This is a genomic window from Dethiosulfovibrio peptidovorans DSM 11002 (genome assembly GCF_000172975.1).
GTDB lineage: Bacteria > Synergistota > Synergistia > Synergistales > Dethiosulfovibrionaceae > Dethiosulfovibrio > Dethiosulfovibrio peptidovorans.
In genome coordinates this window covers 401,819-422,934 of sequence record NZ_ABTR02000001.1, presented here as the reverse complement: position 1 = coordinate 422,934, position 21,116 = coordinate 401,819, and the positions used below count along the sequence as shown (strand labels likewise).

Annotated in this window: 22 protein-coding genes and 1 tRNA gene; all 23 read left to right on the top strand. The window is 54.8% G+C overall.

Features of this window, described 5'->3' with window-relative positions; genetic code table 11:
* Nucleotides 1-54: 54 nt before the first annotated feature.
* Nucleotides 55-213, top strand: a complete 159-nt coding sequence (locus DPEP_RS13195; RefSeq protein WP_005659196.1) for a tautomerase family protein — start codon at nucleotides 55-57, stop codon at nucleotides 211-213.
* A 121-nt stretch (nucleotides 214-334) separates the two neighbouring features.
* Complete coding sequence (locus DPEP_RS02190; RefSeq protein ID WP_005659195.1) at nucleotides 335-2,041, top strand: PEP/pyruvate-binding domain-containing protein; 1,707 nt, start codon at nucleotides 335-337, stop codon at nucleotides 2,039-2,041.
* A 22-nt stretch (nucleotides 2,042-2,063) separates the two neighbouring features.
* Nucleotides 2,064-3,821, top strand: a complete 1,758-nt coding sequence (locus DPEP_RS02185; protein WP_005659193.1) for a PEP/pyruvate-binding domain-containing protein — start codon at nucleotides 2,064-2,066, stop codon at nucleotides 3,819-3,821.
* Between the two features lie 83 nt (nucleotides 3,822-3,904).
* A tRNA-Asn gene (locus DPEP_RS02180) sits at nucleotides 3,905-3,980 on the top strand.
* A gap of 136 nt (nucleotides 3,981-4,116) precedes the next feature.
* Entirely contained in the window at nucleotides 4,117-4,257 is a 141-nt protein-coding gene (locus DPEP_RS13190) for a hypothetical protein (protein WP_005659192.1), read from the top strand.
* 93 nt (nucleotides 4,258-4,350) lie between these two features.
* The gene (locus DPEP_RS02175) at nucleotides 4,351-5,544 is read left to right on the top strand and encodes a tRNA nucleotidyltransferase/poly(A) polymerase family protein (RefSeq protein ID WP_005659190.1); all 1,194 of its coding nucleotides are present in this window, start codon (nucleotides 4,351-4,353) and stop codon (nucleotides 5,542-5,544) included.
* Between the two features lie 300 nt (nucleotides 5,545-5,844).
* Nucleotides 5,845-6,360 (top strand): Na+/H+ antiporter subunit E, encoded by a 516-nt coding sequence (locus tag DPEP_RS02170; protein WP_005659189.1) that lies wholly within the window; start codon nucleotides 5,845-5,847, stop codon nucleotides 6,358-6,360.
* Nucleotides 6,357-6,614, top strand: coding sequence for an MrpF/PhaF family protein (locus DPEP_RS02165; protein ID WP_005659187.1), 258 nt, complete (start codon nucleotides 6,357-6,359; stop codon nucleotides 6,612-6,614). The genes DPEP_RS02170 and DPEP_RS02165 overlap by 4 nt, the downstream gene beginning before the upstream one ends.
* The gene (mnhG, locus tag DPEP_RS02160; protein ID WP_005659185.1) at nucleotides 6,611-6,952 is read left to right on the top strand and encodes a monovalent cation/H(+) antiporter subunit G; all 342 of its coding nucleotides are present in this window, start codon (nucleotides 6,611-6,613) and stop codon (nucleotides 6,950-6,952) included. The genes DPEP_RS02165 and mnhG overlap by 4 nt, the downstream gene beginning before the upstream one ends.
* Nucleotides 6,949-7,215 (top strand): Na(+)/H(+) antiporter subunit B, encoded by a 267-nt coding sequence (locus DPEP_RS02155; protein WP_005659181.1) that lies wholly within the window; start codon nucleotides 6,949-6,951, stop codon nucleotides 7,213-7,215. The genes mnhG and DPEP_RS02155 overlap by 4 nt, the downstream gene beginning before the upstream one ends.
* Nucleotides 7,212-7,946, top strand: a complete 735-nt coding sequence (gene mbhE / locus DPEP_RS02150; protein ID WP_005659179.1) for a hydrogen gas-evolving membrane-bound hydrogenase subunit E — start codon at nucleotides 7,212-7,214, stop codon at nucleotides 7,944-7,946. The genes DPEP_RS02155 and mbhE overlap by 4 nt, the downstream gene beginning before the upstream one ends.
* Before the next feature lie 4 nt (nucleotides 7,947-7,950).
* Entirely contained in the window at nucleotides 7,951-8,295 is a 345-nt protein-coding gene (locus DPEP_RS02145) for a sodium:proton antiporter (protein ID WP_005659177.1), read from the top strand.
* Nucleotides 8,292-9,755 carry a complex I subunit 5 family protein gene (locus DPEP_RS02140; protein ID WP_005659176.1) on the top strand — a complete coding sequence of 488 codons (1,464 nt, stop codon included), beginning with the start codon at nucleotides 8,292-8,294 and terminating at the stop codon, nucleotides 9,753-9,755. The genes DPEP_RS02145 and DPEP_RS02140 overlap by 4 nt, the downstream gene beginning before the upstream one ends.
* 50 nt (nucleotides 9,756-9,805) lie before the next feature.
* On the top strand, nucleotides 9,806-11,098 hold the full coding sequence (locus DPEP_RS02135; protein ID WP_198003017.1) for a complex I subunit 5 family protein: 1,293 nt from the start codon (nucleotides 9,806-9,808) through the stop codon (nucleotides 11,096-11,098).
* Nucleotides 11,099-11,117: 19 nt separating this feature from the next.
* Nucleotides 11,118-12,512 carry a proton-conducting transporter transmembrane domain-containing protein gene (locus DPEP_RS12600; RefSeq protein ID WP_005659173.1) on the top strand — a complete coding sequence of 465 codons (1,395 nt, stop codon included), beginning with the start codon at nucleotides 11,118-11,120 and terminating at the stop codon, nucleotides 12,510-12,512.
* Between the two features lie 75 nt (nucleotides 12,513-12,587).
* Nucleotides 12,588-12,830 carry a DUF5320 family protein gene (locus DPEP_RS02125; RefSeq protein ID WP_005659171.1) on the top strand — a complete coding sequence of 81 codons (243 nt, stop codon included), beginning with the start codon at nucleotides 12,588-12,590 and terminating at the stop codon, nucleotides 12,828-12,830.
* Between the two features lie 120 nt (nucleotides 12,831-12,950).
* Complete coding sequence (ercA, locus tag DPEP_RS02120) at nucleotides 12,951-14,102, top strand: alcohol dehydrogenase-like regulatory protein ErcA (protein ID WP_005659170.1); 1,152 nt, start codon at nucleotides 12,951-12,953, stop codon at nucleotides 14,100-14,102.
* Nucleotides 14,086-15,417 carry a two-component system sensor histidine kinase NtrB gene (locus DPEP_RS02115; protein WP_005659166.1) on the top strand — a complete coding sequence of 444 codons (1,332 nt, stop codon included), beginning with the start codon at nucleotides 14,086-14,088 and terminating at the stop codon, nucleotides 15,415-15,417. Before ercA ends, DPEP_RS02115 begins: the two co-directional genes overlap by 17 nt.
* Nucleotides 15,414-15,812: a response regulator gene (locus DPEP_RS02110; protein WP_005659163.1), complete on the top strand. Its 399-nt coding sequence runs from the start codon at nucleotides 15,414-15,416 to the stop codon at nucleotides 15,810-15,812. The genes DPEP_RS02115 and DPEP_RS02110 overlap by 4 nt, the downstream gene beginning before the upstream one ends.
* Complete coding sequence (locus DPEP_RS12595; protein ID WP_005659161.1) at nucleotides 15,784-17,565, top strand: EAL domain-containing response regulator; 1,782 nt, start codon at nucleotides 15,784-15,786, stop codon at nucleotides 17,563-17,565. Before DPEP_RS02110 ends, DPEP_RS12595 begins: the two co-directional genes overlap by 29 nt.
* Before the next feature lie 125 nt (nucleotides 17,566-17,690).
* On the top strand, nucleotides 17,691-18,590 hold the full coding sequence (locus DPEP_RS02100) for an NAD(P)-dependent oxidoreductase (protein WP_005659159.1): 900 nt from the start codon (nucleotides 17,691-17,693) through the stop codon (nucleotides 18,588-18,590).
* 1 nt (nucleotide 18,591) lies between these two features.
* On the top strand, nucleotides 18,592-19,677 hold the full coding sequence (gene serC, locus DPEP_RS02095; RefSeq protein WP_005659154.1) for a 3-phosphoserine/phosphohydroxythreonine transaminase: 1,086 nt from the start codon (nucleotides 18,592-18,594) through the stop codon (nucleotides 19,675-19,677).
* A gap of 6 nt (nucleotides 19,678-19,683) precedes the next feature.
* Nucleotides 19,684-20,958, top strand: coding sequence for a DUF1015 domain-containing protein (locus DPEP_RS02090; protein ID WP_005659153.1), 1,275 nt, complete (start codon nucleotides 19,684-19,686; stop codon nucleotides 20,956-20,958).
* Nucleotides 20,959-21,116 lie beyond the last annotated feature (158 nt).

Genomic DNA, 21,116 nt, shown 5'->3' with positions numbered 1-21,116 from the left:
TATAATTCTTTACCGAGATGAAGCGGTATCGTATTCTATCGAGGAGGTGTCTCTATGACGGTTATAAGGATGAGCGCGCCGGGGCTATCGGTGGAGGAGAGGACTAGGCTCACCGAGAGGCTTACCGACGTCGCCTGCGACGAGATCGGTCGTTCCAAGGAAGACCTGACGGTGTACGTCTATGACTACCGCATGGACCAGCCCAGACACTGATGAGGTTCCCGGTCATAATAGGCATTTAGGCTTTGCCCTATAAAGACGATCGTTCCGGATTGGACGGTCGTCTTTTTTTCGTGTTTCTTTTCTGCTAAAGTTCTATAGAGGAGGTGGCGCCATGGACCACAGGGAGGCCTATCGTTCCTACGATCCTTCGCCCTATTATAGAGAAAGAGGATGGATCATAGGGGGAGGAAGCGTAGGCGGAAAGGGCAAGGGGCTGGCCTTTGCCCATGAATCGTTATCGGAGGATGGTCTTGGTTGCGAGATCAGACTGCCCGAGATTACCTTGGTCGTCGGGACCCATGGTTTCGAGGAATTTGAGGAGATCAACGGAATTTTCCCTCTGGTTGACGAGATTTCCTACGACGAGCTGGAGAGAAAGATATTGCAATCGCCTCTGCCTCCTACCATATCAAGGGAGCTGGACAGGGTTCTCGATACACTGACCGGTCCTCTGGCTGTGCGTTCGTCTTCCCTGCTGGAGGACGATATAGAGTTGTCCTTCGCCGGTAAGTACGCCACAAGGTTTGTGGCCAATCTGGGAGATAGGAGCAGCCGATTGGCGGAGCTGGAAAGAGCGATCAAATCGGTCTTTGCGTCCACCTACAATCCGGCGGCCCGTGAGTACCAGAGAAAGCACAAGATTCCTCTGGGGCAGGAGAAGATGGCCGTCCTGATCCAGCCTCTACAGGGAAAGAGGAGGGGCGATCTGTTTTATCCCGAGATGGCAATAACCGCTTTTTCCTGCGTCTTTCGCAGGCCATCTCCGAGGATAGACAAAAACGATGGGGTTATTAGGCTTTGCTTTGGCATGGGGACCCACACGGTGGGTCGTTCCTTCGCAAGGACCTTCTATCTGACCAATCCCCAGCTTAGACCTGAAGGGGGTAACGCCGAACAGATCTATCTTTACGCCCAGAAGGAGTTCGACTACGTGGATATGGACAGAGGGCTTTTTATGACCAGCTCTTTGAACGAAGGGCTTTCACAGATAGAGGGACATCATAAGATGGCTCCGGCTTTTGTGGAGTGGTACGACGACGGCATGCTTTATTGGCTCCATACCGATCGTTCCAACCTCAGAATGCCTATGCCCTGTTTCACCTTTACCGACCTGCCTCGAAGATGTCACGGTTTTTTCGACAGGACCAGGAGAATGTTGACCTTTTTCGAGGGGGCGATGGGTTTCCCTGTGGACGTCGAGGCAGTCTACGAGTCTGAGGAAGACCTGTTGTCCTTGGTGCAGTTGAGACCTTTGGCCTCTTACATGGAGTTCGGCCATGTGGATATCCCCGACGATATTCCGGAGGAGAGAACAGTGCTTAAAGGCAACAGGATGGTTACCAACCACGTCAGGAAGGGAATCCGTCGCCTGGTATACGTTGATCCCGACCTTTACGGGGAGTCCGGCGATTTCGCCGAGGTCGCCAGGGCGGTAGGGGCGGTGAACAGTAAACTGGAAGGGGAGAGATACATCCTGGTAGGACCTGGCCGGTGGGGGAGCACCAACCCGACCTTGGGAGTTCCTGTCGACTACAGCGAGATATCGAACTGCGGCTGTATGGTCGAGGTAGGTATTCCGAAAAGAGGAATGATACCGGAGCTGTCCTACGGGACCCATTTTTTTCTGGATCTGGACGTTGACGAGGTGCTTTATCTGCCGGTAATAGAGGGAGAGCACGAGAATGTTTTCAGCCGCGGTTGGTTCGAGGGAAGGCCCTTCGAGCCGGGAGGCCACCCTGCCGTTCGAGTATATGAGGGAGTTTTCGACGTCTATCTGGACGGAGAGGACGAGATCGGCGTGGTCTTCGATATGTCCTGATTTTATCAAGGGGGATAGTAGGATGACGGAGAGAGAGAGTCGTATAGAGCGTTATTTTTCCTGGGATCCCAAGCACGACGACGAGTTTAGCTCGATGATTCTTGGCGACAGGTCCATCGGTGGAAAGGGCAGGTCTTTGCTGTACGGAATAAGGGCCCTTAGGGACACCGGAGAGCCCGACCTCATGTCGGTGACGATGCCGAGGGCCCTTTTTCTCGGAAGCGACGTCTTCGATGATTTCGTAGAATCCCTGCCTGGAAGGGACGAGCTCATATCCAACGGAACACCGGATCGCATAGAGAGTGCGTTTTTGGAACACCCTCTGTCGGAGGAGGTCGTCGAGAGGGTGAGGGCCTTCCTGGCCGACATGACCGATCCCGTGGTCGTCAGGAGCAGCAGCATACAGGAGGACTCGCTCAAGTATTCCTTTGCCGGAAAATATCTGAGCGATTTTCTGGGCAACTTCGGGACCCTGGACGACAGGACCCGGGCGGTTTGCAGGGAGATCCGAAGGGTCTATTCGAGGATATACTTCCCCAAAGCACTGGCCTACAGATCCAGACACGGAATCGGCGACGACTCCATGGGAATAATAGTGATGCGAGTTTCCGGCAGGTGGAGAGGCGATCTCTACTACCCGACCATAGGAGGGGTCGGGTTCTCCAGAAACTACCGTAGATGGACGAGCCGGGTCACCATGGAGGACGGTGTCGTCCGTTTCGTCTTCGGTCTTGGAACCATGAGTACCAAGAGGGAGTATGCCAGGACCTGCTCTCTCTCCAACCCGTTTCTTAGACCGGAGGGTCAAGATTCCTACACCATCCTCAGGCACTCTCAGGAGAGATTCCAGGCCATATCCCGGAAACTTTTCGAAGGGGCCTCCAGAGAGAGGCCCGATACACTGGCTACATTGAACGTGAACGACGTGTGGGACGACATCTTCCCTTGGTACAGGGAGGAGATGTGTCAGTACGCACAGATGTACAGGGGAGACGAGGGAGGTGGTTACTTCACCTCTCCCAACGCGACGCCTTCGGGAGACAGAAGCGTCAGTCGAATATGCTTCACCTTCGAGGATTTTCCCAAAAGGCATAGAAAGTTCTTCGAGAGGATGAGGAGGACTTTGTCTGTGTTGGAGGAGGCCATGGGGGTTCCGGCGGATATAGAGTTCGCCTACGAACCGAGAGAGGAACATCTGGAGCTGATACAGGCTAGGCCTCTTTGGGCCGGAAGCGGAGTTTCCTCCGAGGCACTGGAGTCGATTGACAGGGAACGTATAATACTCAAGGCGGATCGGATGGTCACCAACGGTTCTTTCAGACACATCCCCAGCCTGGTCTACGTGGATCATGCTGTGTACGGGGCTGCCAGAGATTTTAACGATATAGCCAGGGCGGTGGGAGCTGTTAACGACAGGCTCAAAGGAGAGAGGTTCATCTTCGTGGCCCCGGGAAGGATAGGATCGAGCAATCCGCTTTTGGGTGTCCCGGTGCAGTACAACGAGCTGTCCAACTGTTGCTGTATGGTGGAGGTCGGGATTCCCAAAATGGGCTATATGCCGGAACTCTCTTACGGCACACATTTCTTCTCCGATCTGGAGGTGGACGGGGTTCTCTATATGCCTGTTTTCGAGGGGTATCAGAATAATCTCTTCCGTCAGGAATGGTTCGACGAAACTCCCTACGAGGTTGGACCTCATAAAGCTATCAGGATCTACCGAGGGCCTTTCTCCGTGTTCACCAGCGGCGAGAGGAATATAGGCATGGTGGTCACCGAATGATCCTGAGGATTTTGGTCTTGCTGTTGCTTTCTGGTCTGTATATGGTATAATCCCTCTGTTCAGGAAGCACGGAAATATTCTATTCCTCGGTAGCTCAGCTGGCAGAGCGGGTGGCTGTTAACCACTAGGTCGCAGGTTCGAGTCCTGCCCGGGGAGCCAGATTATCCAAGTCACTCCTTGTTCTAAGTTGGAGTGGCTTTTTTTTGCTCCTGTCCCCTTTGCGGTTCGTCTCCTCCCCCTCGACGGACCGGTATGAAAAAGGGAAAAATCCAAAAAGAAAGGGAGGGATGTTGCGATGGACGCCAAATTAGTTTCTATTTCAGGTGTACCTCACTGGCGTATGCCCGAGGGCAAGTTCGTTGAGGCCAGAGGTAACGAAATCCCCTGGGCTATACTCATCAAGACGCCCGAGGGGACCAGGCCGCTTAGGCGGTAGAAGTCCCCGAGGATAACGCAGGGCCCGACTTAACGGTTGGGCCCTGTTTTTTTATCGTTTAAACTAACATCGTCTATGAGGGGAGGTGCTATCGTGGAGGATAACTCCCGTTTTTTAGGTCCCTTCGGGGGAAGAGGTCTGTCGGTCTGGCTCGTTGGTGGAGCGGTAAGGGATGCTGCCTTGGGTCTGGCCCCAGGCGATCTAGATCTGGTGGTGGATCTCCCTATGGAGGAGATCGCCGCTATATGCGGAGGGGCGGTGATAGGACCTGAGGGGATGCAGGTCTGCATTACGTCCTGTGACGAATTCGTTATGGAGGTCTGCCCTCTTCAAGGGGGATCAATAGAAAAGGATCTTTCGGTCAGGGATTTTACCGTCAACGCCATGGCATTGACGGAGGATGGAACCCTGGTGGATCCCTTCGATGGCATGGAGGATCTCAGGTCCATGGTCCTCCGTTTCGTCGGAGATCCGTCCGAACGTCTGGCGGAGGACCCAATAAGGGCTTTGAGGATGTGTCGTTTAGCTTCCTCTCTGGGTTTGACTCCCTCTGTGGATTCATTGAAGGCGGTCAGGAATTTCGTCGCCACCAGGCAGGATAGGATAGAGGCCCTCTCTCGTCCAAGGGTAGGCAAGGAGATGGTCGTCGGTCTGGTTCGTCCTGTTAAATATCTTTCGACTATGATGGATGTCGGACTTGTACGGCTTTTGATGCCTTCTCTGGATCACGGTCTGGCTTTGTCGGTTTTCTCCGTGCTGGCCGAGTCCAGAGGTGAGGTCCTGCCTCTGGAGATGGCTCTGGCGGTCTTGGCTGGACTCTCCCGGGATGATCGGGAAACCCCCTCGAAGAGATGGATCTCCTGGGGTGTATCCAGATCGATCCGCAGGGAGGCGGAAAGGTTGGCCCGTTTCCGCTCCGTCGATCCCGATTCGTCTTTGAGAGACATGGGTGAGATGATACTCGATAATGGTGACGACATCATCTTGAAGTTGTTCGAACTTTCCTACGCTTGGGCGCAGGGGTGCGGTGTCGACGTAGGAAGATGGAGAGAGGGGCGTTCAAGGCTGGACGATGCTATCGATCACGTTGCCCGGGCTTCCGAGGCCGGAATCGTTCCGGACGGCTCAAGGATCGGAGATCTGGTCGGAGAGGGACCTCAGGTCAAGCGGTGTATGGTGGAGCTCTACAGGTCACTGGCATCGGGAAATTGTTCTTCCGAGGAGGATGCCTGGGAGGCAGTGCTGACAGGGTGGTCCAAGTTCAGAGAGTCGAACGTGTTTTTTTAGGATACATCTGAAAGCTCAAATCCCCGGAAAGGTCGTTCCGACGGAGCCCATTCGAGCCCGTATTTCCGAATCTGCCGTCGTGTAGTACGTATGGGGCGACAGGACGTGCCTTCCGAGGCGGTCCGTACGAAACAGGCAGATCGAATTAGATGTTCGGGCGAAACAGGGCGTAGGCGGAACGATCTTTCCGAGGAAACTCGGACGTGAGTTTAAGAGGTTCACTTGGGAGTTTTGTACAGAGAGGCTTTTTATGGCACTCGGTCTTTGTTAGACTTATTCCGAAAGGGGAGGTGGTTTCCCGTGTCGTACTTCAAGGCTGTTGCCCTTTGGTGTTCTCTGATGGCCCTTTGGATATCGTTGACCGGTCGTCTGGATTTCGGCTTCCTGGCGGTGGGTATCGCGGTAAGCATTGCGGTGTTCCGTCTGGTATGGCGGACCTTTTCTCCTCGTCACGAAGGTGGGCGGCTCGGATGCCCCCGTATCGGCTTCGCTCGGCTTATGGCTTTTCTCTGTTTTGTCCCATGTTTTCTGTGGGATCTCCTGAAAGCTACATGGGAAGTATCCCTCCTAGCCCTTGCCCCTAAGGTAGACCTCCATTCCGGGATAATAAGGGTGAACTCCGACGTGCCTGACAAGTCCTCCCTGGTCTTTCTTGCCAATCTGATAACTCTCACTCCCGGTACCCTCACATTGGACGTCGATATGTCCAAGCACGATCTGTTCGTCCATGTGTTGGATCTCAGAGGGATAGGGACGGAGGCGGTAAGGTCCGACATATCCGATCTTGAGGCCAGAATAGGGAGGTTGTTCTCGTGATCTATACCGTCCTTTGGGGACTGCTTTTCGCCGGTTTAGTAGGGTTTTATCGCGTCGTTATGGGGCCTACCGTTCCGGACCGAATAGTCGCAGCCGACACGGTCTCCACTATATTGACCACCTTTCTGGCGGTCCTCTATCTGTTATTCGACGATATGGTATTTTTGGATGTGGCTCTGGCTTTCGCCGTGTTGTCCTTCGTGGACGTCTTGGTTATGGCGAAGTATTTCGAGCATGGGGAGCTCCATCTATGAGCGGCTTTATCGATCTTTTGTCATCTTTCCTAATGGTCTTGGGGCTGTTTTTCGCCTTTGCCTCGGTGGTTGGTTTGATCCGCTTTCCCGACGTATACACCAGGGTTCACGCCGGCACTAAGGCTCTGTCCGGAGGGGCCATGCTGATATTGATAGGGGTGGCCATTAGAGCTCCTTCTTGGCAGGGTGCGGTCAAGTCTGTTCTGATAGCCCTCTTTTTTCTGGCGACCAACCCTCTGGCGTCCCATGCCATCTCTCGGGCCTGCTATCGTCACGGCATAGCCCCCCACGGAACGGTGTTGGACGAGTACGGAGAGGCCATGGAGGATCGGCCATGACGGTCTACCTGGTAGGTTTTATCTGCGCGTTTTTGGTCTTCACCGCCATAGTGGCGGCCGAGGCGGAGGATATACTGAGCTCGGTCATAACCCTTTCCGTCTTCGGAGTTTTGCTGGCCATATTGTTCGCCCTTTTCAGGGCCCCCGACGTCGCCTTGACCCAGGCGATAATAAACTCCGGTCTCGTGACGTCTCTTTTTTTGGTCGCATACAGCCAGACCGAGAAGGGGCGTGAGTTCGATAGGAAGGACGATCTGAAATGAGATTCCTTCGGTCACGACTGCCCGCCGCGGCTCTGTGTCTTTGCCTGGGATGGTGGCTTTGGAGGGGGCTCTTTTTCTCCTGTTGCGAGTTGGACGGCCCCGCCGCTCATTATGTGGCCAACAGTGCGAGTGAAACCGGGGCGTCGAACATCGTTTCCGCCATTCTCTTCGATTACAGGGGATTCGACACCTTGGGAGAGGCCACGGTGATATACACCACGGTGTGCGGAGTCGCTTTGATGTTTTCCCGAAGTCGTTTTCGCCGTTCCGGCTGGGGGCTGTCCTTCATAGTCAGGAGGGGGTTGGCACTGATCGTCCCGTTCCTGATACTTTATGCCTTTTCCATAGTTATCATGGGCCATCTCTCCCCGGGAGGCGGATTTCAGGGAGGTGCCGTCTTTGCCACGGTCACCATACTGTTCTGCATAGTCTACGGATCCTCCTTCGAGGCCTCCAGGATAAGCCCTAAGACCAAGGAAACCCTGGAGTCGTCGGGGGCCCTCATCTTCACCCTGGTCGGGCTGTTCGGTCTGGCCCAGGGAGCTGGCTTTCTCTCCAACATCGGGGCCGGTTTTCCCGCCGGTTCCCTTGGGAACCTGGTGAGTGCCGGATCTATTCCTCTTTTGAACTTCGCCATAGCCATGAAGGTAGGTGCCGGGCTTTCCACCCTTTTCTATAGCATGGTCAAGATACTGGAGGACCCGGTGGAGGGGCCTCCTCCGGAGGTGTGATGGGATGGAAATGATGTTCTTGGGATATGGATCGGCCATAGCCGTATTCTGTATCGGGGTCTACACTATCGTCACCAAGAAAAACCTTTTCAAGACGGTGGTTGGTCTCTCTCTCATGGAGGGGGGCGTCTTGCTGTTTATGGTGACCTCGGGGTTCGTCCCTGGCGGGGGTGCCCCTCTTCTGCCTCTGGGGCCCGGAGGCTCGGTCAATCCTCTTCCTCATTCCTTTACCTTGACCGCCATCGTTATAGGGGCCAGCGACGTTGCCTTGGCCCTGGCCTTCATCATAAAGATCCACAGGCACTACGGTACAGTGGACATAGACAAGATAAGGGGATTGAGAGGATGAGTCCGGTATGGGCCATTCTGGTGCCTCTTTGCGCCGGTTTTCTGCTCCCCTTGCTTTCCATCTTCGGTAAAAAGGCGGTACCGGCCTTTACCGTCTCCATAGGGGCGGTTTCATCTCTGGTGTCTTTATCCGTGGCCATGTCTGGGTGGGAAGGGCTGTCCGTCACGTTGGGAGGCTGGGGGCCCGAGCTCGGGATATCCTTGGTGGTGGATCGGATCTCCGGGACTTTCCTGACCTTGGGGGCCATCGGTTTTCCTCTTTCTCTGGCGGTATCTACCGAGCGTTTCGGTCTCTCTCCCTGGCGTTTCTACGTGATCTTCTTCCTTTCCTGGGCGTCGGTAAACGGCATCCTGTTGACAGGGGATCTCTTCAATCTCTTTGTCTTCTTCGAGATATTCTCCGTCGCCGCCTACCTTATGGTCTCCTACCCTCCTAGATCCTGGCGAGCGGTGGAGGCCAGCTTGAAGTATCTGATACTCGGAACGGTGGGAGCTCTTTTTTTGCTTTTGGGCATAGCCTACTCGTTTATGGCTACGGGGCAACTGAACATGGCGGCCCTCTCCCTGGTACTTCCTTCTGTGCCGTCGGCTACCTTGGCCGTCATAGCGGGGTGTATCTTTACGGGGTTGTTCGTCAAGAGCGGAACTGTGCCGACCCATTTCTGGCTTCCCGATGCCCATTCGTCCGCTCAAACCTCGGTGAGCGCGCTTCTCTCCGGGGTGCTGGTGAAGGTGTCTCTCTACGGGATGATCCGGCTGTCCTATCTGCTGTTTATGGATGCCGGCATAGGTATTATGCCGGTCATGACGGCGTTCGGCACTCTGTCGGTTATTTTGGGGCATCTGATGGCCTTCCAACAGGAGGACGTCAAACGTCTATTGGCCTATTCCACCGTCGCTCAGGTAGGAACCGTCCTGGTAGGCATCGGGTGTGGTTCGGCTCTGGGAATTAGTGCCGCGATCCTTCATAGCTTCGTCCATATGGCCTCGAAGATGGGGCTTTTCCTGGTGTCTGGAGTTTTGGTGGAAGATAGAGGAACCAGAGAAATAGCCGAGATGAGAGGGCTTTTCTTCCATAGGCCTCTGTTCGTACTGCTCTTCTGTTTTCTCGCAGCTTCTCTGGCGGGAGTTCCTCCTTTCAGCGGCTTTTTCAGCAAGTGGTACCTGCTGAGGGCGATCTCGGAGGCCGGATATGTAGTTCCTGCCGTGGTTTTGGTAGGAGGCACGGTCGTCTCAGCCGCTTATTATCTCAGGATAGCCAGGGCCTTTTTCTCCTTTTCCGACGAGCCCCCCGTCCACAGAAGGCCTCATCCAGTTACCTTCAGAGCGATATTGTTCCTGTCGATCCTCTGCCTTGCCCTGGCCGTAATGCCCCTTATCCCCTGGTTCAGGGATTTTCTCGGCGATATAGGGATTTACGGAATGAGCGGCGACCTCTATCGAAATGTGATGGCGCCGTGATTCCCTTTCCCGACAGGCTTTCGTGCCTTATGGTCGCTCTCGCGGTTTTCATGACTCTCTGCATAGACCTGTACGTTAGGCGGAAATCTCCTATGCCGTATCTGTTCTGCCTTTTCGCCTGTCTAGCCGCTTTGGCCTCCTCGTGGTTTTTCTTTACCGTGTGGGTAGAGCTGTCCTCTATAGTCTTGGCCTTTATGGTGGGGAAAAAAGACCGTCCTACCGCTCGTTTCTATCTGTTCTCTCAGCTTCTCGGAGGGGGCTTGCTTCTCATGGCTTCCGCCATGGGAAACTCTTCAGACGGTGGGCTACTGTCGATAGGGCCTGTTCCGTCTTCTCTGGTGCCTCTGTTCTATGTGGCTCTGGGAATCAAGGCGGCTTTGCCCCTGCTTCATTTTTGGCTTCCGAGAACCCACAGCAAGGCTCCTGTCGAGGCTAGCGTCCTGCTGTCAGGTTATGCCGTCAAGATGGGAATATACGGCATGGTTCGCATGTCTCTGGGGCCGTCCCCCTGGTTGCTTTTCGCCGGGGTCTTTATGGCCCTTTACGGAGCCCTTCAGGGAGTAATGCAGAGAGACGCCAAGAGGCTGTTGGCATACAGCACCATGGGACAACTGGGGTTTATGGTGTCGTCTTTGGCGGCCGGAACCGATCTGGGAAGATACGGCAGCGAGGCTCTTATCTTAGGTCATGCCCTGAGCAAGGGGCTTCTGTTTCTATCGGTAGGGGAGACAGAGAAAAGATACGGCACCAGAGATCTGGCGGAGCTTGGGCGGGGCATGAAGGACCTACCTTGGCTTTTTCCGTTTTTCGCGGTAGGAGCCCTTTCCCTGGCAGGGGCTCCTTTGACCGCCGGGGGATGGGGGAAGTCCATGGTCAAGGCGGGGCTGGAAGGGTATCCCCTCGTAGAGGCGTGCCTTTTCCTTGCCGGGCTGGGCACGGTTCTATCTCTGTGTAAACTGGGGTATTATGCTTTTCTCCGCCCCTTCAAAAGGGATTTTCCGACACCTCCGTCCGTTTCTCCGGAAAAAGGCGTCGTCGGCGCTCTCTCCCTGTTCTGCGTCGCCATCTTGGCCGTAGGTGTGTGCCCGCCCTTCGGCTCGGTGGCGTTCTCCCTTTATCCGTTAAAGTCCCTTATGATCGCCGTCGCGTTCTTCTGCCTTGTTCCCTGGCCTTTCGTACCGACATATAGCCCCCGGGACGTAGATAGCCTTCTTTCTCTTTTGGGAGATCTTTCTATGACGGTAGCTAATCGCATCTTAGAGGTCCATTCGGGCAACCTGGCGAGGTATCTTTTCTATATCGCAGTCTTGGCCGTCTTCTTGATGGTAGCTGTGGGAATCTGAGGACGGGGAGCTGGTGTATATGTGGTTTAGGGTCGACGCCCTTTCGTCCGTAATGATAGTCCTGGCTTTGTTCATGACCGGTTGTTCCTACGTCTACGGTAACTGGAAGACCCCTGCTCAGAGGTGGGCTCCTTGGTGTTTCTGTCTTTTTGCCTGCCTATCAGCGATCGCCTCCGATTGGCTGGTCTTTATCTTTTTCATGGAGCTTTCGTCATTTGCCCTGGCTGCGATGATCGGAAAGAAGGACAGGCCGGCCGCCTGGATGTATCTATATTCACAGCTTATCGGTGGGGCTCTTTTGTTGCTGGCTGTGGCTATAGGTTCGGCAGGAGGCCCGATACTTCCGATGGGACCGGTTCCCAGTGGCCTGTTTCCTCTGTTCGTGTTGGCCCTCGGTTTCAAGGCCGCCCTCCCGATACTCCATTTCTGGCTTCCGATCGCCCACGGTAGGGCCTCCGCCGAGGTCAGCGCCGTCCTTTCCGGCTATGCGGTCAAGATGGGGATCTATGGCCTTCTCCGAGCTGCAGATGGCCCCTCGGTTTCTCTTTTATGCATCGGTGTCGTCATGGCCCTCTATGGGGTCTTTCAGGCCCTCATGCAGCACGACGGAAAGAGGCTTTTGGCCTATCACACCATGAGTCAGTTGGGTTTTATCGTGGCCGCCATCGGCAGCGGAACGGCGTTGGGGCGAGCGGCCGCCATGGCCCATCTGGTGTCCCATTGCCTTTTCAAGGGGTTGCTCTTCCTCACTGCCGGAGGTCTGGAGGACTCCTACGGGACCAGAGATCTCCGCTACCTCGGGACGGCTGCGAGAGAGGTACCGCTTTTATTCGCTCTGTTCCTGGTGGGGGCTACTTCCATAGCCGGATTTCCCGGGACCAGCGGATATGTGTCTAAATCCCTGATAAAGCTTTCCTTGGGCGACTATCCGGCGGTAATGTGGTCTCTCCAGATAGCCGGAGTTGGCACCGTTCTGTCTTTCTGTAAGTTCGGCATATACGGTTACCTTCGTACCGCCCGTCCCGGGGTGACTCGGGCTCCTTTGCTGGGGAAACCGAGTTCGAGAAGGTTCAAGGTCATGGTTGCAATGGCGGTCGCCACTTTGGGAGTAGGTTTCTTCCATCGTTGGCTCCCGTTTTTTCCGGCAGACGGTCCCTCGTTATGGAAGTTGGGAAAGGCCTTGTCGGCGTCCTGTCCGATACTCGTAGGTTCTGCTATCTTCGCCTCTTTCCCCAGGGTGTTTTCCCCTGGAGACGGACATTTTCCCGACGTCGAGGACTTTCTTCCCCGTTTAGGCGGTCTGTGTTTAGAGCCTCTTTCTTTTATGAGAGAGCTCCATTGCGGAAGGCTGAGAGCTTATCTGGCCGTCGCGATTCTCTCCGGTCTATCGATCCTTTGGTTTTTGTCCTCTTAGTCTATCTGTGGGGCTTGACAGGGAGGGGCAAGGGCACTAATATGATAATGAAAATCATTTTTAGGAGGTGTCGATATGCCTGGTAGAGATGCCACTGGTCCTCTCGGAGGAGGTCCCGGAACCGGAAGGGGTCTGGGAGGCTGTGTCTCCGGAGTCGCAGGTCGCGGTGTAGGTTTTGGCCGAGGCCGCGGTTTCGGGCGTTGTTTCGGTTTTATCGATCCCGGAGTCGTCGGGAACCAGGAGAGCGATATGTCTCGCAGGATCGCTCTTTTAGAGGAGAAGATAGACAGGCTGATCGAGGAAAAAGGCGAAGATTAACCTGAATAGATCTGTGTCGCAAAAGGGGCGACGGGCGGATTCTCCGCCCGTCGCCCCTTTTCAAATAGATGGTAAATAAGGTACAGTAGAACAAAGGGTTTTCCGGAAAGGGGGGAGTGTATGGAACGTTACGACGAGCTCAGAAGGTTTGTCATGCCAGAGGTGGTCTTCGGCCCGGGGGCGGTGGATCTGGTCGGATCCTGTACCGCCAATCTTGGTTTGAACAGGGTTCTGTTGGTGACCGATCCGGGGGTACTGTCCACCGGTTGGGTTCGAAGGGCCTGGGAATCCCTCGACAGGGAGGGAGTCGAGTGGCGGATTTTCTCCGACATAACCTCCAATCCGAGATCGGCTCAGATCATGAAAGGCGTGGATTCCTACATCGAAGGGGAGTGCGACGGCCTGGTCGCGGTCGGAGGTGGAAGTCCCATGGACAGCGCAAAGGGTATCGGGATAGTGGTGTCCAACGGTGGACATATCCTCGATTTTAAGGGGATAGACAAGGTGGCCGTGCCCATGCCTCCTCTGATCTGTATCCCAACCACCGGAGGCAGTTCCGCCGATGTCTCTCAGTTCGCCATAGTAAACGACGAGAACGGAGGGGTAAAGGTAGCGATAATAAGCAAGGCCATCATTCCCGACATGGCCCTGGTGGACTATCACACTCTTTCAACCATGGACGGTTATCTCACTGCCTGCACCGCCTTGGACGCGTTGACTCATGCTTTCGAGGCCTATGTGTCGACCGGCAGCTCGGCTATATCCGATCTCTACGCCCTTTCCGCCGTTGAACTCATATCGCAGAACCTGTTCAAGGCTCTGGAGGACGACTCGGATCGACGGGAGATAATGATGGCCAGTCTGGAGGCAGGCCTGGCCTTTTCCAACGCCAGCTTGGGAGCGGTCCACGCCATGGCCCACGCATTGGGCGGTTATCTGGACCTGCCCCACGGAGAGTGTAACGCCTTGTTGTTGCCAACCGTGGTGGACCGTAATTTTCACGGAGCTCCCTCCAGGTATAGAGAGTTGGCTCGGAGGATATCGGTCCCGGTGGACGGTCTCTCCGACGACGAGGTTCGGGGCAGGTTGGTAAGGGCCATTAACGGTCTTAGGGAGTCTTCCGGGATATCCGGTGGTCTGAGGGCCAGAGGCGTGACGGAGGATCAGATTCCCCTATTGGCTTCACATGCCTTCGACGACCCCTGTATGGTAACCAACCCGGTCAGGCTAGAGAGAGAGGATCTGGAGGATCTGTATGTCAGAGCGCTTTGAGGGCAGAGGAGGAGACGGGCGGGAGGACGCCGACCTTCGGTTGAAGATCGTGGGTTTGGGAGGCGTATCCGGCAGGAAGAGCTATTATCCCGAGCTGCAGAGAAAGGTCCGAGAGCTGGAGTGGGAGATAGAAGAGCGTCGTCTCGCGGAGGACGAGCTGAGGCGACTTCGTGCTTATCTGGAGAACGTCATAGACTCTATGCCCTCGGTCTTGGTGGCGGTCGACCCCGACTTTAACGTGACTCAATGGAATAGAGGAGCAGAGGTGTTGACCGGAGTGGAGGAAGCGGACGCTTTGGGCCGATCTCTTGTGTCGGTCTTTCCCGAGTTGGAGGCTCAGTTGGACAGGATAGGGCAGGCTCTGTTGGACAGGGAGCCCCGATTTATGAAGAAGGTTCCATCCTCCTCCGAGGGGGAAGGGCGTTTTGAGGACATAACGGTCTATCCCCTTATAGCTAACGGCCTACAGGGTGCGGTTATTCGAATAGATGACGTCACGGAGCAGGTTCGTCTGGAGGAGATGATGATACAGTCGGAGAAGATGCTCTCGGTAGGAGGGTTGGCAGCCGGTATGGCTCACGAGATAAACAACCCTCTGGCCGGAATACTTCAGAGCGCCGCCGTCCTAAGAAACAGGTTGCTATCCTCCATGCCGGCGAACGAAAAAGCCGCTGTTGAATCGGGCATTGACATGGAGGGACTGTGGCGGTATCTGGACTCCAGAAAGATACCGGATATGCTGGACGCCATACAGGAATCCAGCGAGAGGGCCGCCGGGATAGTCAAGGAGATGCTCAGTTTCGCCAGAAAAGGGAAGGACCATCTTCCCTGCGATCTTCCATCACTGATGGATCGAACTTTGGAGCTGGCCAAAAACGATTATGACCTGAAGAAAAAGTTCGATTTCAGGGGGATCGAGATCTTTAAAGACTACGACGACGATCTTCCCGATGTCAGATGCGAGCCGGGGCAGATTCAACAGGTCCTGCTGAACCTGATGAAAAACGCCTCTCAGGCCATGTGGGAGGCCCATGTGGAGAGACCTAAACTCTATCTCTCGATTATCAACAGAGGTGAATACGTTAGACTTGTGGTTCAGGATAACGGACCGGGCTTGTCCGATGAGGTCGCAAGGAGGGTATTCGAGCCCTTTTTCACCACCAAAAAGGTCGGGGAGGGGACCGGCCTGGGTCTATCGGTGTCTTACTTCATCGTGGTTGAAAACCACGATGGAGCGATGTCCCTGGAGAGGCCCGATGGTGGAGGGTGCAGGTTTATGGTGGATCTTCCTGCAGGAGGGGATGAGCGGGTTTGACTCGTGTTATGGTGGTGGACGATGATCTGAGCGTTTGCGCTACTTTAGTGGCTTTCTTGGAGGACTGCGGCTATGAGGTGTACTCCTTCAACTCCGGGGAAAGTGCATACGAGTGGATTCGAACTAACCGGGTGGACGTGGCCGTAGTGGACCTTCGGCTTCCCGCCATGTCGGGGGATCGGCTGATTCTGAACATGAGAGAGCTTTTACCGGATCTTCCCTGCGTGATTTACACCGGTTCTCCCGATTTCGACCCCGGTTCCCAATACGTCGAATTGGAAAACGTACCGGTGTTCAGAAAGCCTCTCGTCGATCTGACCGTACTGTTGGACGAGATTGAGGCTCTTTCCCAGGAGGTGTCGAGTCATGGCGTCGATCATGGTAGTGGACGATAACGTCTCCGTGAGGGAGAGTCTGGCGCTATGCCTAGAGGACTTCGGGCACGTAGTGGTGAAACACTCCTCCGGGGAGGATGCCCTAGAAGCCTTGGAGACCGATGTCCCCGATCTTATGTTGCTAGACATAATGATGCCGGGGATCTCCGGACTGGACGTTTTGGAGCGAGTGGTTCCCCGTTTTCCCGACCTCCCTGTGATAATGGTCTCCGGCGATGGAGACGTGGCCGACGTGGTGAAGGCTATCCGACTGGGTACCTGGGACTATCTGATGAAACCTGTGACGGACGTGGAGATGCTCCGTCACGCGGTGGATCAGGCTTTGGCCAAGGCCTCTCTGAAAAGGGAGAACCGCGAGTATCGTCTAAGGCTGGAGAAACTGGTCAACTCGCAAAACGACGAATTGCGCAGTATCACCGATTCCCTTTGTCTTGAAAGACAGATGGACGGCCTGACAGGACTTCCCAATAGAGTGCTTTTTCTGGACAGGCTCGATATGGCCGTGTCGATGACCCGTCATAACGGGACCATGCTGGGGCTGTTTCTGTGCGATCTCGACGATTTCAGCTATATAAACGGTTCCTTGGGACACTCCGTCGGAAACGAGGTCCTCGTTGCCGTTGGGAACAGGCTGAAGGTCTTCGAGAAAGATGGGGGAACCGTGGCTAGAATAGGGAGCGATGAATTTGCCTTGGTCCTTCCGGGTATAGTGGATCGTTCGGCGGTGTTCAAGACGGCGGAGGATCTGAGTAAAATTCTCTCAGAGCCGCTTTCCTTGGGAGGGCAAAGACTGGACCTCTCTATGGGCTGTGGAGTTGTGATATTTCCGGACGATGGAGACGATGATGACGAACTCCTAACCAACGCAGGCGTCGCCCTTCAGGCCGCAAAGATCTCCGGCAAGGGGTCGTTTCGTCTTTTCTCTCAGTCTCTCTCCCAGGAGGCACAAAGCTATTTCCATGTAGGGGCTCACATCAGAGAGGCCATCGACCTGGACGAGTTCAAGGTCTATTATCAGCCTACCGTGAACGCCAGGACAGGAGATATCAACGGAATGGAGGCCCTTCTTCGTTGGCGATCCAGTCGACTTGGGAGGTTCGTTATGCCAGACGAGTTTATCCCTGTGGCGGAGCAACTGGGGATAATCATTCCCCTTGGAGAGTGGGTTTTACGAAGAGCCTGTTCTCAGTCCCTGAACTGGCTGGAGCTATTTCCAAACCTGCGGCTGTCGGTCAACCTGTCTGCGCGCCAATTCAGCGACCCTGCACTTGTCAGCAAGGTGGAGCAGATCCTTCAGGAGACCGGTTTCCCCTGTGGCTCGTTGGATATGGAGCTTACCGAAAACGTACTCGTAAAGTCCGAGGATCGGGCGGTGGAGGTCATGAATAATCTGGTCAGAAGGGGGATCGGCATATCCATAGATGACTTCGGTACAGGCTATTCCTCTATGGCCTACCTGAAAAGCTTTCCCGTTCGCCGTCTGAAGATCGACAGGTCTTTCATCTCCGGTATCCCCGAGGACAAGGGAGATCTGGCTATAGCCGAGGCAGTGGTTACCCTGGCACACTCTCTGGGCAAGGAGGTAGTAGCCGAGGGGGTCGAGACGGCGGAGCAGATGAGGATTCTAGGATCTATAGGATGCGATGTTTTACAGGGTTACCTTTTCAGCCCTCCGGTTCCTCACGATCGATTCGATACCCTTCTTTCGGGTGGGCCTATTAGATCGAAAAGCCCTCCCAAATCGATGGAGTAGGACAATAGACGATAAATTCGGCAGGGGCCTTTTTGCGATGTGGAAATTTCCACTTGCAAAAAGGCTCCTTTCTTTTGTAGAATTACCAGATCTTTCTTTTTATCCTGGCACGAGGAGTGATAGCTATGTTGATACTTATTTCCGACGCGTTCGATCCATCCCTTCCCGATCGTCTGTCCCGTTTTGGCGAGGTCACCGACGATACAGGCAGGCTTTCCGAGGCAGATGTCGTCTTGGTTAGGAGCAAGACCAAGTGTACCAGGGACTATATCGAGAAGGCCTCCAACCTCAAGCTGATAATAAGGGGTGGGGTCGGCACCGACAACATAGACAAGGAGTTCGCCGCCTCCAAAGGAATCTCGGTGAGAAACACTCCCAAGGCATCGTCCGTCGCTGTGGCGGAACTGGCTTTCGCCATGATGCTGGCGGTCCCCAATCGTCTCGTCGAGGCCCACAACTCCATGGCTTCAGGTGCCTGGGAGAAAAAGAAGCTTAAGAGGACTGAGCTTTGCGGCAAAAAGCTCACCCTTTTCGGCCTGGGAAACATAGCTGCTGAGGTAAGCAAGAGAGCTTCGGCCTTCGGAATGGAGGTCTTCGCCTACGATCCGTTCGTGGATTCCGATAGAGCGTCCAATTTGGGGGTAACTCTCGTCTCGGATGTCAAGGAGGCGGTTTCGAAAGGGGACTACATATCCCTCCATCTGCCTCTGACCGACGATACCAGAGGGTTGATAAACTCGGACGTCATTGGAGCCATGAAGGACGGTGCGGTTTTGGTGAACACCGGGCGGGGTCTGTGCGTGGACGCCACATCTGTTGCTGCCGCCCTTGAGAGCGGCAAGCTGGGAGCCTACTGTACCGACGTGTGGCCCAGCGATCCTCCCGCCGAGGACTATCCCATATTGAAGGCGCCCAGGGTCCTTATGGCCCCCCACATAGGAGCCAGCACATCGGAAAACCTCCTTCGTATCGGCGACGAGGTTGAGAGCATAATCCAGGAGAACCTGGAGAAAGGAGTCCTGTAATATGACTAGAAAGCTGAACTTCTATGCCGGACCGTCGGTACTTCCTCTGGAAGTGTTCGAGGAAATCCAGAAGAACATGGTGGAGTACGGCGACTCGGGCCTCTCTCTCATAGAGACCAGTCACAGAAGCGCCACCTACGACGAGGTACACATGGGAGCCATCTCGCTTATAAGGGAGCTTTTCGCGGTTCCGGATAACTACAAGGTGCTTCTCCTTGGAGGTGGGGCTACACTTCAGTTCGGGATGATACCGATGAACTTTCTTCCCAAAGATGGCCATTGCGATTTCGTAGTCTCCGGTTCATGGTCTAAAAAGGCCTACGACGACGCCAAGAAGATCGGTTCGGTAAACGTCCTCTTCGATGGCAAATCCGAGGGGTATGTGTCTTTGCCCGATGCCGGAGATGTTAAACCGTCGGACGGATCGTCCTATGTCTACATCACCTCCAACGAGACGATAGGAGGGGTCCAGTGGAAGGATTGGCCCGATACGGGAGACGTCCCGCTGTTCTGCGATATGTCCAGCGATATAATGAGCCATCCCGTTCCTGTGGAGAAGTTCGGACTGATATACGCCGGAGCCCAGAAGAACCTCGGCCCCGCCGGGGTGACCATCGTGATTGTACGGGATGACATACTGGAGCGTTGCGCCGACGGTCTTCCAGCCTACTTGGATTACAGGACCCACGCTAACAAGGACTCCCTTTACAACACCCCGCCGGTCTTCCCCATCTGGGCTATGAAACTGGTCCTGGAGAGGATGAAACGAATCGGCGGCATAGAGGCCATGGCCAAGCACAATCGTGACAAGGCCTCCCTTGTCTACGACGTAATAGACGGCAGCGACGGTTTTTACCGTTGCCCTGTGGACGAGAGATACCGTTCCGAGATGAACGTAGTGTTCCGTCTTCCCTCGGAGGACCTGGAGAAGGCCTTCGTCGCCGAGGCCACGTCGAAGGGCATGATGGGGCTCAAGGGACACAGAAGCGTCGGAGGCTGCAGGGCCTCGCTTTATAACTCCATGACCGTCGAGGGCGCCGGGGAACTGGCCGAGTTCATGAAGGGCTTCATGAAGGAGAAGAGGTAAGCTCCTATGGCCGATGCCAGAGACAGATTGTCTGCCCTGGGCGTCGCCGTGCCGAATGTATATCTTCCCGGCGACGGCGTATCCCTCGAAACCTGGTCCGTGGTAGCCTGCGATCAGTTCACCTCCGAGCCGGACTATTGGAGTAAGACGGAGGAACTGGTAGGAGACTCTCCCTCGGCCCTCAGGATAATTTTGCCGGAGGCCTATCTCGAGAAGGGACGGATCGAGGACCGAATCTCCGCCATAAACGATACTATGAGGGGCTATCTGGACAGAGGTGTTTTGGCCGAAGTGGGCGAGAATTTTATCCTGGTTGATCGATCCACTACCTTCGTTTCGTCCCGAAAGGGGCTGATCCTGGCTGTCGACCTGGAAAACTACAGCTTCGACAAAGGAGCGGAGGCCATGATTCGTCCGACCGAGGGTACCGTATTGGAGAGGATCCCTCCCAGGATGGACATCAGGAGAGGTGCTGTCATGGATATGCCTCATATCCTGCTCCTGGTGGACGACCCGAAGGGGACATTGATAGAGACCCTGTATAACCGTCGAAACGACATGGAGAAGGTTTACGATTTCGAGTTAATCCAAAATGGCGGCCACATCTCTGGCTGGAGGGTTCCCGGCGAGATGGAGAACTCAATAGCCGAGGCGTTGGAAGGACTCCTGTCCAAGGGATTGCTTTTCGCCGTCGGAGACGGAAACCACTCTTTGGCTGCTGCAAAAGGCATCTGGGAGGAAAACAAGGCCGCTGGAGCTCCAATGGACCATCCGTCCCGTTGGGCTCTCGTGGAGGTGGAGAACGTCCACGACGAAGGGCTGCCGTTCCACCCGATCCACAGGGTTCTCTTCGGCCTGGAGCCGGAGCGTTTCGTGGAGGATATGGCTAAAGCCTTGGGGGGAAGCTTCAAGGCTGGCGCTCCCGTTACCGTAAGAGACGGAGACGAGCACAGGATAGGGATCTCCTACGGGACGACCGAAGGAAGCCTTTCCTTCGTTAAGAGTGGCCCGGAGTTGACGGTGGAGCACGTCCAGGCATTTTTGGACGACTATCTTGAAGGCCATGATGGCGTTGCCGTAGATTACATTCACGGTGAAGACGTTGTATCTCAGCTTTCCAGGGCGGATGGAAATATCGGAATTCTACTGCCCGACGTGGACAAGGAGAGTTTTTTCGACAGGATCCGTAACGTAGGACCCTATCCCAGAAAGACGTTTTCCATAGGTGAAGCTTCGGAAAAACGGTATTATCTGGAGACAAGAAGGCTTACCATGGATTGAATTAAGCTAGAAAATAGGCGCCCCGTTCTCCTGACGGAGCGCCTTTTTTTGACCTCTCATGGTATCGATGGTATAATAAATAGAGTTTATTTATCATGTAGTCAATAAATTCCCTTTCCCTTTTTCTTTATGTTTTTCAATCGGTATTTATGAAGGTC